Annotated in this window: 11 protein-coding genes; 7 read left to right on the forward strand and 4 right to left on the reverse strand. The window is 58.6% G+C overall.

What is annotated here, in order from left to right; all coding sequences use genetic code 11:
- Nucleotides 1-51: 51 nt before the first annotated feature.
- Nucleotides 52-987: a hypothetical protein gene (locus EI77_RS01200; RefSeq protein WP_133792931.1), complete on the forward strand. Its 936-nt coding sequence runs from the start codon at nt 52-54 to the stop codon at nt 985-987.
- A 108-nt stretch (nt 988-1,095) separates the two neighbouring features.
- Nucleotides 1,096-1,326: a hypothetical protein gene (locus EI77_RS01205; protein ID WP_133792932.1), complete on the forward strand. Its 231-nt coding sequence runs from the start codon at nt 1,096-1,098 to the stop codon at nt 1,324-1,326.
- Between the two features lie 131 nt (nt 1,327-1,457).
- On the opposite strand, the gene EI77_RS01210 is transcribed toward EI77_RS01205, so the two are convergent.
- On the reverse strand, nt 1,458-2,498 hold the full coding sequence (locus tag EI77_RS01210) for a leucine-rich repeat domain-containing protein (protein WP_166646951.1): 1,041 nt from the start codon (nt 2,496-2,498) through the stop codon (nt 1,458-1,460).
- Between the two features lie 80 nt (nt 2,499-2,578).
- Here EI77_RS01210 and EI77_RS01220 point away from each other — a divergent pair, with 80 nt between their 5' ends.
- Nucleotides 2,579-2,866 (forward strand): putative quinol monooxygenase, encoded by a 288-nt coding sequence (locus EI77_RS01220; protein ID WP_133792934.1) that lies wholly within the window; start codon nt 2,579-2,581, stop codon nt 2,864-2,866.
- A gap of 5 nt (nt 2,867-2,871) precedes the next feature.
- Nucleotides 2,872-3,870, forward strand: coding sequence for a GTP 3',8-cyclase MoaA (moaA, locus tag EI77_RS01225; RefSeq protein WP_166646952.1), 999 nt, complete (start codon nt 2,872-2,874; stop codon nt 3,868-3,870).
- A gap of 6 nt (nt 3,871-3,876) precedes the next feature.
- Here the strand turns inward: moaA and EI77_RS01230 are convergent, their stop codons facing one another.
- On the reverse strand, nt 3,877-4,635 hold the full coding sequence (locus EI77_RS01230) for a hypothetical protein (RefSeq protein ID WP_208300234.1): 759 nt from the start codon (nt 4,633-4,635) through the stop codon (nt 3,877-3,879).
- A gap of 192 nt (nt 4,636-4,827) precedes the next feature.
- Between EI77_RS01230 and hrpB the strand changes: the two genes are divergently transcribed.
- On the forward strand, nt 4,828-7,377 hold the full coding sequence (gene hrpB, locus EI77_RS01235; RefSeq protein WP_133792937.1) for an ATP-dependent helicase HrpB: 2,550 nt from the start codon (nt 4,828-4,830) through the stop codon (nt 7,375-7,377).
- Between the two features lie 91 nt (nt 7,378-7,468).
- Here hrpB and EI77_RS01240 read toward each other — a convergent pair whose 3' ends face one another.
- Nucleotides 7,469-8,188: an ABC transporter ATP-binding protein gene (locus tag EI77_RS01240; RefSeq protein WP_133792938.1), complete on the reverse strand. Its 720-nt coding sequence runs from the start codon at nt 8,186-8,188 to the stop codon at nt 7,469-7,471.
- Nucleotides 8,189-8,303: 115 nt separating this feature from the next.
- On the opposite strand from EI77_RS01240, the gene EI77_RS01245 reads away from it, so the two are divergent.
- Nucleotides 8,304-9,257 (forward strand): D-2-hydroxyacid dehydrogenase, encoded by a 954-nt coding sequence (locus EI77_RS01245; protein WP_133792939.1) that lies wholly within the window; start codon nt 8,304-8,306, stop codon nt 9,255-9,257.
- Between the two features lie 126 nt (nt 9,258-9,383).
- Here the strand turns inward: EI77_RS01245 and EI77_RS01250 are convergent, their stop codons facing one another.
- A complete protein-coding gene (locus tag EI77_RS01250) occupies nt 9,384-10,550 on the reverse strand; it encodes a Gfo/Idh/MocA family protein (protein ID WP_133792940.1) in 1,167 nt (388 codons plus the stop codon).
- A 113-nt stretch (nt 10,551-10,663) separates the two neighbouring features.
- On the opposite strand from EI77_RS01250, the gene EI77_RS01255 reads away from it, so the two are divergent.
- Nucleotides 10,664-11,368 (forward strand): GntR family transcriptional regulator, encoded by a 705-nt coding sequence (locus EI77_RS01255; RefSeq protein WP_133792941.1) that lies wholly within the window; start codon nt 10,664-10,666, stop codon nt 11,366-11,368.
- Nucleotides 11,369-11,501 lie beyond the last annotated feature (133 nt).

Here is an 11,501-nt window from a genome sequence, read left to right on the forward strand (position 1 = left end):
CCTAAAGCCCGCCCTTGAGTTTTCCCCGAAGTTCAATCATCATCTCCCGTCATGAAAGGCATCCTCGTTCTCATCCTCGCCGCCGCCGTTGGTTATGTAGCCTATCAATATGTGTATCCGATCATTGCGGATTCGATGAAGTTTGAGAAACACAAACCCCAGGAAGTCGTGGTTGCACCGAAGCCGGTGCCTAAAAAGGAAGTGGCGGTGGTCGCTCCACCCAAGCCTGTGGTGGAAGCACCCGCACCGGTGATGGATGCGCCGAAGCCTGCCCCAGCGCCGATGGTGCCCAAGTTTGAAGCGCCGAAGCCTAAGGAAGGTGAATTTGTCGCCCCTGATTTTCCACCGATTGAGGTGGCTGTGAAAAACTGGACTGTGATCCCGAAGAGCGCCTTTCCCCGTCAGGTGAAAATGAAGAAGGATTTGAACCTGCAAATGAAGATCGGCAGTTCATCCGCCTCCACGCAGGTGAAAGCTGGCGGCGCAATGTATGCCGTGGGCCAGGAAGGAACGGAAATCCTTGTCTCCCCAACACAGACCTCCCCGATGCGTGGCAAGGTGGGCCTGGATGACACCGACCTGAAGGAGATCCTGACGGACATTTACGAACGCTGGAAAGTGGCCCGCACGGAGACTCTGCGCCGTGCCCATGAATTCAAACTGGCTGCTGCGGAGCGCTCTAAAAATGCACCTCCTCCAACCCAGGGGGCCATGGCCAGCGCCAGCAACGACAAACCTGCCCGCGATGCGGACGGCACCTACCCGCTGCTGGTTTCCAGCATGAAATCCGGCCAGGTCACGGAGATCAAAATGGACAACATCAAGGAATGGGGTGAGCCCCAGATGACCGATGGTGTGTGGACTGTGATCGTGAAATACGAGACCCAGACCATGTTCGGCAAATTCGATACGGAAGCCCAGGCCCAGATCAAGAATGGCAAGGTGGAGAAGTGGATCTATACGGGATCCGGTGAAGAGGTGCCGTAAAGGAGCCTCGATATTGAGTTTTAAGAGGAAGCTCGTCCTGAAAGGGGCGAGCTTTTTTGTGGCCTCGACGCTTTCCAAACCCCCACGCCCTGGCGGGCGCAGCTACGTGTGGCTGCTCGCGCCAGCGAGTGGGTGAGCTATCTTCCTGGCTTCGACACCTCCCAAACCTCCACGCCCTGGCGGGCGCAGCTACGTGTGGCTGCTCGCACCAGCGAGTGGGCGAGCTTTCTTCCTGGCTTCGATGCCTCCCAAACCTCCACGCCCTGGCGGGCGCAGCTACGTGTGGCTGCTCGCGCCAGCGAGTGGGCGAGCTTTCTTCCTGGCTTCGATGCCTCCTAAACCCCCACGCCCTGGCGGGCGCAGCTACGTGTGGCTGCTCGCGGCAGCGAGTGGGTGGGAGGGTCATATCACTTCGACACTTCCCAAACCCCACGCCCTGGCGGGCGCAGCTACCTGCTGAAACTCTGGTCTTAGGGGGTGATGCGGGCACCGGAGGATTTGAGTTCTTCGACGAGTTTCTTGGAGGGCTCGTCGATGGGATTTCCTTCGATGAAGATCTGGCAGTAGGGGGCCCATTCACGGGCACCTTCGTTGTCCTTTTTCCACATGCGATGTAGGGGAGCCAGGTCGGTGATCTGATTGTTTTCCAGGAAGAGGAATTGCAGGTCAGTGAGGGGTTCTAAGGGAGTGAGATCGGTGATTCTATTGCCCTTGAGGGAAAGCATGGAGAGCCATTTCAAGGAGCCAATACCGGTGAGATCACTGACTTGGTTGCCCTCCAGATAAAGAGTCCAGACCTTGGGCAATTGAAACAGAGGTTTGATGTCCTGGATCTGGTTGCCAGCGAGGTAGAGGGAGGTCAGGGCGGTGATACTGCCAAGGGGCGAGACGTCCACGACTTTGTTGTTGGTCAGCTCGACATACTGAAGGGCTTTGCAGGTGGCCAGGGGGGCGAGGCTGGGGATTTGGTTGTTACCGACGTCCAGGAACTGCAGGCGCTCGAGGCCTGAGATGGGAGAGAGGTCGGTGATCTGGTTATCCGGCAGGGTCAGGGAGGCCAGGGCGAGGCATTTTTCCAGGCCGGTAAGGTCGGTGATGCCCAGATTTTTACCCTCAATGATGGAGACCGTGGCGACGTCCTCTTCGGTGATCGGCTCGTTGTTATTCCGCTTGGCGAAGACCTGCTTGCGCACAGCGGCCTCCAAAGCTTTGTCTTTAAAGATGGCCACCGGCTTGGGTGCTGGTTTGGCTTCGGGCTTGGCCTCAGGCTTCTTTTCGGCAGCGGGTTTATCTTCGGGCTTTTTCGGCGTTTCGGCTTTTGGGGCGTCGGCGGGTTTGGGTTCAGCCTTGGGGGCCGGTTTTGGCTCAGGCTTTGCGTCCGCCTTCGGAGGTGCAGGGTTCGCGGTTTCCACCTTGGGTTCTTCCTTTTTAGGGGCTTCGGCGGGTGGGGTATCCTGCGAGAAGACGGGGAGGGCGGCCAGCAGGAGAATCAGGGGGGTGGTGAGCTTCATGCGTGGTGGTAGTGGATTCGCCCGTTTATACGGCATCGCGAGGTTGCTTGTTAGCGTAAAATAGGCTCTCTCATTTGTTTATGGTCAATGTTATCGTCATTCTCGAGATCGATCCCGCCCGTGTGGATGAATTCCTGGAAGTTATTACTTATAACGCTGCGGAATCGCTGAAGGAACCTGGATGCCTGCGTTTTGAGGTCAGCCGTCAGTTTGACAAGCCCAATCTGTTCGCCCTAAGCGAAAGCTATGTGGACAAAGATGCTATGGATGCCCATTATCTGACTCCTCATTTTGCCGTTTGGAAGGAAAAATCATCCACGGGTTTTGTGGCTAACCGTTGGTCAGTCAAGGGTCCCGTGCTGGAATAAACACTGTGGAAGACGCTTTCGGACATCGCATTTCTTACCTGCGGGTCTCCATCACGGATCGCTGCAATGAGCGATGCCGGTACTGTATGCCGGAGGAGGAACAGGCGTGGTTTCCGAAGGATGAAGTGCTGAGCTATGAGGAGATGCTGAGGGTGATCCGCGTGGGTGCCGGACTGGGCATCCGCAAGGTGCGCGTGACCGGTGGGGAACCGCTGACGCGGCCTGGAGTGGCGGACTTTTGTGCTAGCATTAACGAGATTGCGGGCATCGAAGAGATCGGCATTTCCACGAATGGGACGCTGCTTTCCAAGCAGGAGAACGGTGTGAGCATGGCAGCGCGGCTGGTGAAAGCGGGAGTGCGCAGCGCAAATGTGTCTCTAGATTCCCTGGACGGCGGCACGTATCAACGCAGCACGGGCCGCGACCTGCTGCCGAAGGTGATGGAGGGCATCGATGCGGCAATCGACGCGGGGTTTCGCAGCATCCGGCTAAACTGCGTGCTGATGAAAAACCAGACAGAACGGGAATTCGTGCCGCTGATGAACTATGCCTGGGAAAAGGGGCTTCTGCTGCGGTTCATCGAGCTGATGCCGGTCAGCACCCAGGAGGTGCTGAAGGAGGACCATTTCCTGGCCACAGGGCTGGCCAGACAATTGATCGAGCAGCATACGGGTCCGCTGGTTCCGCTGCCAAACTTTAAGACCAACGGGCCTGCGATGTATTATGCGGTGCCGGGCACGGAACAAAAAATCGGCTTCATCGGGGCGATGACGAACCTGCATTTTTGTGAGAGCTGCAACAAGCTGCGGCTGACGAGTGACGGTAAGCTGCGGCCCTGCCTGGGGAGCTGGCTGGAATTTGACCTGCGCAGTGTCCTGCGGTCAGGCTGCACGGATGCGGAGCTGGCGGACTTCATCCACCACGTGGTGGCCCGCAAGCCGAAGGAGCATGACTTTCGCGATAACTATCAGCCGAACCGGCGAATGATCGCCATCGGTGGATAAAGAGGATCAAGGTTTCTCCGGCGGTGGAGCACCTTCGGCAGCACGTCTTTCCCGGGCGGCCTGAAATTCTTTACCGACGGCTTCACGATAAGCTTCACGCAGTTTTTGGACCGCCTGGATGCGTTCCTCACCCGTGGTACCGACTACGCGGCTGACGGCCTCCGCCACCTGAGGCTGGGCCATGACGCGATCGTGCAGCTGGCGGGTTTCCTCACGGCGCTCAGGACGGGAAAAGCTGAGCAATTCCATGCCCATGCGCTTGACCATCATCTGAGGAAATTCCGGGGAATCTGAAGGAGGCAGCTTGGGCAGATCCCGTGGGTCAAAGTGGTCCTTCGGCTCGATGCGGGCGAGGATAGCGGCGGCATCGGGGTCGATCTTGGCCAGGGATTCGCGAATGGTATCGCGCATTTCTTCATTGGCGCGCATGGCCTTGTCTTTGGCCGCGATCACTTCCGGACGGCTCCAGACCTTGTCCAGGGCCTCTCGGACGCGCTTTTTCTCCTCTTCCGGGAGCTTGTCAAAGCCGTCATGGCGCATGGGCGGACGGCCGCCGTAGCCGGACATGCCACCACGCCAGTCGCCACCGCGATCCCCACCCCGGTCACGGTCCCCGCGCTCTCCGCCACGGTCGCCACCTTTGGGCGGGCCATAGCCGGGAGGTCTGTCTCCACGCTCGCCTTTAGGCGGGGGCGGAGGCTCGGCATGGGCGACCAAAGCCAGCGCCATGAGAAGGCCAGGGAGTGCCAGGAATCGTGTCATCACGTTAATTTTCATCGGATCAAAGGTTGCGCAACCTCAGAACCTTTCGGCACGGAGATCCCGACGATAAACACGCCTGTGAGGGATGAGTTGCGGTGAAGGTGGGAATATCCAACCTGAGTTTAAAAACTGGTGACATATCATCCAAGGCGAGGCTTGACTCGCCACCCCTTCCCTGACCTCTTGAGAACCCCCATGTCTGCGCCAGCCCTGCCCATCTTTGAGATCCGTGATGCCGTTGTTTCGTGCCTTCACGATCCCAAGGTGCCGAACATGCTGATCAAGGCACCGACGGGGTCCGGCAAGTCCACTCAGGTGCCGCAGTTCGTCCTGGATGCGGGGATTCTCAAGGAGGGGCAGCGCTGCATCGTCCTGCAACCGCGGCGGATTGCCGCCCGCATGCTGGCTCAAAGAGTGGCCAAAGAACGGGGAGCCAGGCTAGGAGGAGAGGTGGGCTACCAGGTGCGGTTTGACAACGTGACCTCCCGCGATACCCGACTGATTTATGTGACAGAAGGGGTGATGCTGCGCCTGCTGATGGAAGACCCGGAGCTGGCCAAAATAGGCTGCATTGTCATTGATGAATTTCATGAGCGGCATCTGGATGGTGATCTGGTGCTGGCCTGGGCCATCGCCCTGCAACGGGCACGGCGGCCGGATTTAAAAATCATCGTCATGTCCGCGACGCTGACGCCAGGACCGCTGACGGAATTCATGCAGCCGGTGGAACTGCTGGAATCCAAAGGCCGCACCTACCCCGTGCAGGTGCGCTATCAGACACCTAACAAAAACGTGCGTACGAATGAGCTGGAGCCTGTGTGGGAGCAGGCAGCGCGGGCCTGCGAAGCGCTGGCCGGGGAGCTGGGCAGCAGCGGGGACATCCTGGTCTTCATGCCGGGGGCGTTCGAGATCCGCAAGACGATGATGGCGCTGCAAGGCCGCAGTTTTGCCAAAGGCAGGCGCATCGTCGCCCTGCATGGAGAGCTATCTCCGCAGGATCAGGATGCTGCTGTGACTCCAGGGGAGCAGCCGAAGATCATCGTCAGCACGAACGTGGCCGAAACATCCCTGACCATCGAAGGCGTGCGGGCGGTGGTGGATGCTGGGCTGGCGCGCATCGCCAGCTATGATCCGCGCCGTGGCATCAATACGCTGACGATCCAGAAGATCAGCCGGGCAAGTGCGGAGCAGCGGGCTGGACGCGCAGGGCGCCTGGGGCCGGGCATCGCCCTGCGGCTGTGGGCTGAGCGTGAGCACATCCACCGTGCTGAAAGTGAAGCGCCGGAAATTCAACGCCTGGAGTTAGGCGAGGCGCTTCTGGCTCTGCATGTGGCCTCTGGTAAGGCAAAGCTGGACATCGAGTGGTTCGAGAAACCAGCGGAGGCGGCTTTGGCGCGGGCTGAGGGCCTGCTGCACGATCTGGGAGCCATCGCCGGAGGACGGCTGACGCAGACGGGGCTGAAGATGTCCGCCTTTCCCACACATCCCCGTTTTTCACGCATGTTGTTAGCCGCCTCTGAGAACGGCTGCGTACGGGAGGCCGCGCTGTGTGCTGCCATCGCCCAAGGGCGGGACATCCTCATGGTGGGGAAGAACAATGCCTCGCACAAAAACGAGGACTTCTGGGAGCCAGGGGACCTCACTGAATTTCAGGCTCTGCTGCGTGCCTTTATCCGGGCGGAGGCGATGAACTTTGATCCCCAAGCCTGCATTCCACTGAATGTTCATGCGATGGCATCGCGCGAAGCGGCCCGCAGTTACGACCAGTTCCTGCGTCTGGCCCAGCGTGCCGGGCTGGTCATCAATGATGAAGTGGCCCCGGCGGAATCTTTGGCGAAAACTTTGTTAGCCGCCTTCAGCGACCACCTGGGAGTTGAGACCAGCAGCGGCAGCCGTATCTATCGTGTGGCCGGGGGTTACAGTGGAAACTTGGCCAAGGATGCGCACATCAAGCCGCCGCGCCTGCTGGTGGCGGCGGAGATCACGGAGGTGCAGGGAAAGGCCCTGACGGTGCAGCTCAATCTGGTGACCAAAGTGGAGGAGGAATGGCTGAGGGAGATGTTCCCAGACGACTTCGTGACGGGCAAGCGGGCGCAATACGATGCCATCAACCGCCGAGTGATGAACCTGGAGGTGGTACGCTTCCGCAGCCTGGTGCTGAGCAGCCGGGAAAAGGGGGAGCCTGATCACAACACGGCGGCCACTTTGCTGGCGGATGAGGTCATCGCCGGGAGGCTGACGCTGACGCTCTGGAACGAGCGCGTGGAGCAGTGGATCACCCGTGTGAACTGCCTGGCCAAATGGATGCCTGATCTGGAAATCGCCCCCATTACGGAAGAGGACCGGCGTATCATCATCGAGCAGGTCTGCCATGGAGCCACAGCTTACCGGCAGCTCAAGGACAAGGATGTTTTCCCTGCCCTGCATCAATGGCTGAGCCATGCCCAGCGAGATCTTTTGGACCGTTACGCGCCGGAGAGGCTGAACCTGAAGAACGGTAAGACGGCCCGCATTGTTTACGATGAAAAGCAGCCGCCGAGCGTCAGCGTGGTGCTGCAGCAGATGTATGACGTGAACGAAAACCCGAAGGTGGCCCATGGCCGCGTGACGGTCACCGTGCATCTGCTTTCCCCTGCCCAACGGCCGATCCAGACCACGGGTGACATTGGCCGATTCTGGAAAGAGAGCTACCCGGCGGTGCGCACGCAGCTACGCGGACGGTATCCGCGGCATGAGTGGCGTTAGGAGAGGTATGCAGTTCAGCCTTCGGTTTTCAGTATTCAGAATGCATCCACATTGTGCTGTGTCTCTTTATTGCTGATGCTGAACGCTGCCCTCAACTGACCATCTCCAGAAAGATTTCTTCCAGATTTAGACCCTGCTTTTCCTGAGCGGCGTGGAGTTCTTTGAGGGTACCGACGAAGAGGAGCTTACCGCGGTGGATGATGCCGATGCGGTCGGCGACTTCTTCGGCGATGTTTAGCAGGTGGGTGCTCATGAGGACGGTGGCTCCGGCCTGGGTCTGGCGTTTGAGTTCTTCCTTTACCACGCGGGCGTGAATGGGGTCCAGACCGACCATAGGTTCATCAATCACGAAGACCTTCGGCTCATGCAAAAGGGCGCTGACGATGGCCAGGCGCTGGCGTGTGCCGTGGCTGAGGTTTTCGATCCGCTGGCCGCAGTGCTCATGCAAGCCAAATTGGGTAAACAATGCCTTGGTACGAGCCGCCGCATGGTGCAGGTCCATCTCGAAAAGCTCGGCGATGAAGTGCATGAACTCGGGCGCATTGAGCTTTTCATAAAACACGGCCACATCTGGGACGTAGCCGAGCAGGGATTTGGCTTTTAGCGGTTCCTTTTGAATATCGATGCCGCAGATGTGCACGCTGCCGCTCATGGGCTTCATGAGGCCGGTCAGCAGCTTGATGGCGGTGGTCTTGCCTGCACCATTGGGTCCCAGAAAGGCGAAGAGCTCCCCTGGCCGGATCTCCAGCGAGAGGCTGTCGAGCGCCTTGAGTTCGCCGTAATGCATGCTGAGATTTTCGATCTGGATCATGAGGATTTATACAGTTTTCAGCGGCCAGTGTTCACTATTCAGCTCAGGTGACATTTGCATACCAATACTTTCTTTCTGGCCAATCTCTTCCGCCCGCCCATCATAGACGTGCTTTATGAAAATCGTTTTGCTTGATGCCTATACCGCGAACCCCGGAGATGTCTCCTGGTCCCCCCTTGAATCCCTGGGCGAATGCGCCTTCCACGACCGTACGCCAGTGGCGGAAACGGTAGCCCGCTGTGCCGGTGCGGAGGTGATCATCACCAACAAGGCCCCTGTGACGCGTGAGATCATCGCAGCCCTGCCGGACCTGAAATACATCGGAGTGACGGCTACGGGCTATAACATCGTGGACGTGGTGGCCGCCAAGGAGCGCGGCATCGTTGTCACGAATGTGCCAGGATACAGTTCACCCGCCGTGGCCCAGCTCGTCTTTGCCCTGCTGCTGGAACTGACGAATAACGTGGGGCATCATGCCCGGAGTGTGAGTGAGGGCCGCTGGCAGTCATGCCCGGACTTTTCCTACTGGGACAGCCCGATCATCGAACTGAGCGGCCGCACGCTCGGCATCATCGGATATGGTGACATCGGCAGTGCGGTGGGTCGCATCGCGACTGCTTTTGGCATGAAAGTGCTGGCCAGCAAACGCGACTGGAAGACACCGCCGCCGGAGGGTGTGACCCCAGCTAGCATTGACGAGGTCTTTGCTCAGAGCGATGCCATTTCCCTGCACTGCCCGTTGACGGATGCCACCAAGTTTCTGGTTTGTGAGCGCACGATCAGCCTGATGAAAAAGAGTGCCTACCTGATCAATACGGGGCGTGGCCCGCTGGTGGACGAGGCTGCGCTGGCGCAGGCTCTCAATGAGGGGCGCATCGCCGGAGCAGGTCTGGATGTGATCTCGGTAGAACCGCCGAAAGATGGCAATCCACTCATCGGGGCTAAGAACTGTCTCGTCACCCCACACATCGGCTGGGCTAGCCGTGAGGCGCGCGTGCGCTTGATCGAAGCGACGGCGGCGAATCTGCGGGCCTTCGTGGATGGCAAGCCGGTGAATGTGGTGGGGTGATGCCAAGGCGAAGGAAGTGGGGGTGATTCGCCCCCACTTGGATGTCACCTTTAATCGGGGCGAGACGCCCCGACTCCTTGTTCCACTTCCAACGGTCGGGCGAGACGCCACGAGTCCTTGGGCTACTTAGATGGCGGGCACGTCCAGCCACTTGCGCTCGGCCCAGCTTTGCAGACCGAGTTCGGCAAGCTGGACGCCTTTAGCTCCTTCACGCAAGGTCCAGCGGAAGGGGGTATCCAGCGCGACATGCTTGATGAACAGCTCCCACTGAATCTTGAAGGCATTGTCATACTCAGCCGTATCCGGCACTTCCTGCCAGTGGTTGAAATGGTTGATAGGGCTGTCGATGTCAGGATTCCACACTGGTTTTGGAGTGCCTGCCATGGACTGGAACCAGCACTTGCGCAGGCCCACCATGGCGGAGCCGTGGGTGCCATCCACCTGAAGGGTCAGCAGGTCATCACGACGCACACGGACGTTCCATGAACTGTTGAACTGGCAGACGACATCCTCCGCCGTTTCAAAGGTGGCATAGCAACTATCATCGGTGTCGCACTGGTAGGTCTGCCCCTTTTCATCCACTCGCTGAGGGATGTGAGTGGCACCGAGGCAGGAGACGGCCTTCACCTCGCCGAACAAATTATCAATCACATAACGCCAGTGGCAGAGCATGTCCACGATAATGCCGCCACCGTCGCCCTTGCGATAATTCCATGAGGGGCGCTGGGCTGGCTGGCCTTCATGCTCACCCGTGAAAACCCAATATCCAAATTCTCCACGCACGCTGAGAATGCGGCCAAAGAAACCTTGGGACTTCAGCAGGGCCAGTTTGCGCAAGCCGGGGAGCCAAAGCTTGTCCTGCACGACACCATTTTTGATGCCTGCTTTTTCACATACCTCAGCGAGACGAAGCGCCTCCTTGGTTTCCACCGCGGTGGGTTTTTCACAGTAGATGGACTTGCCTGCTGCGGCAGCCATCTCAACAAAACGCGCACGATGCAGGGTGCCGGAGGCATCAAAGAAGATGGGGTAAGCAGGGTCTGCGAGCACGGCCTCAAGGTCAGTGCTGGTTTTGAGAGGTCCGGTCTTTTCACAGCTATGCTTAGCAGCGAGGTCCTGCAGCTTGCTAGCACTGCGGCCCGTGAGGATAGGGTCCGGCATGAGCGTGAGGTCATCGGACACCTTGATGCCACCCTGACGGATGATGGCCAGGATGGAGCGGACGAGGTGCTGGTTGGTGCCCATGCGTCCGGTGACGCCGTTGAGGATGATGCCGATGCGTTGGATGCTCATGGTGTTTGTACGATGCCTGGTTAGGTGGCGAAGAAGGCAGGATTGCCAGTTGCGTTTTATAGATCATATATGATATATGGCAAGAAAGTTTTTCTATTCACCTTTTGAAGTCCATGCCCCAGCCCCCTTATTCACCCATGGTTGAGCCTCATGGGAGCGAGCGCGCAACGGTGATCCCCACCAAACAGCGGGCTGTGTATGAGGCGCTGCGTGGGGAGATCATGGGCGGGCGTTTGCAACCTGGAGAGGTGCTGGTCATTGATGCCTTGGCGAAGCGGTTCCAGGTCAGCATCATCCCGGTTAGGGAAGCTCTGCGGCAGCTCCAGTCCGAGCGGCTGGTGGAGATTCGTGCGCATACAGGGGTGCGAGTCACGCCCGTGGATGTCTCTGCCCTGACGGAGATTTTTGCGCTGCTGGGCGCGCTGGAAACGGCATCCGCCATCCATGCGCTTCCTCGTTTAACGGAGGAGCATTTAACTGAGCTGGACGTGGTGATGAAAAAGCTAGAGACCACAGCCGCAGAAAAGGATACGGCTGGATTTGAAGAGGCGAATCGACATTTTCATCTCCTGCCCTGCCGCATCGCGGGATTCACCCGTGCAGAGCAGGGACTGCAATCCATCTTGGCTGAATGGGAGAGGCTGCACAGGCTGGCCTTCCAAGGCATGCAGCCGCCAAGCACCGAACAAGCGAACAAAGATCACCGCGCCATTGTGCGGGCTTTTCGTCACAAGGATGCAGAGAAAGTCACGCAGGTGATCCAGCGCCACAATGCCACTGCACTGAGCCATTATCAAAAGCTCATGAGCAAGCAGTAGGCGCATCACATCGAGCAGCCTAACACATAAAGGTTTCTAGTAGCTCGGATAGATTGACGTGAACAACGCAAGGTTTTAGCATTCTTGCGACCTACCACACTGGCCCCCCGACCAGCCCCCTAACGCAGAGTAT

The sequence above is a fragment of the Prosthecobacter fusiformis genome, assembly GCF_004364345.1.
In the GTDB taxonomy this organism is placed as follows: Bacteria; Verrucomicrobiota; Verrucomicrobiia; order Verrucomicrobiales; family Verrucomicrobiaceae; genus Prosthecobacter; species Prosthecobacter fusiformis.

What these genes read in the sequence shown, in the direction of transcription:
- EI77_RS01250 (WP_133792940.1), bottom strand. Translation starts at nt 10,550, where the DNA reads ATGAGCATCCAACGCATCGGCATCATCCTCAACGGCGTCACCGGACGC.
- EI77_RS01240 (WP_133792938.1), bottom strand. Translation starts at nt 8,188, where the DNA reads ATGATCCAGATCGAAAATCTCAGCATGCATTACGGCGAACTCAAGGCG.
- EI77_RS01200 (WP_133792931.1), top strand. Translation starts at nt 52, where the DNA reads ATGAAAGGCATCCTCGTTCTCATCCTCGCCGCCGCCGTTGGTTATGTA.
- EI77_RS01245 (WP_133792939.1), top strand. Translation starts at nt 8,304, where the DNA reads ATGAAAATCGTTTTGCTTGATGCCTATACCGCGAACCCCGGAGATGTC.
- EI77_RS01255 (WP_133792941.1), top strand. Translation starts at nt 10,664, where the DNA reads ATGCCCCAGCCCCCTTATTCACCCATGGTTGAGCCTCATGGGAGCGAG.
- EI77_RS01220 (WP_133792934.1), top strand. Translation starts at nt 2,579, where the DNA reads ATGGTCAATGTTATCGTCATTCTCGAGATCGATCCCGCCCGTGTGGAT.
- EI77_RS01210 (WP_166646951.1), bottom strand. Translation starts at nt 2,498, where the DNA reads ATGAAGCTCACCACCCCCCTGATTCTCCTGCTGGCCGCCCTCCCCGTC.
- hrpB (WP_133792937.1), top strand. Translation starts at nt 4,828, where the DNA reads ATGTCTGCGCCAGCCCTGCCCATCTTTGAGATCCGTGATGCCGTTGTT.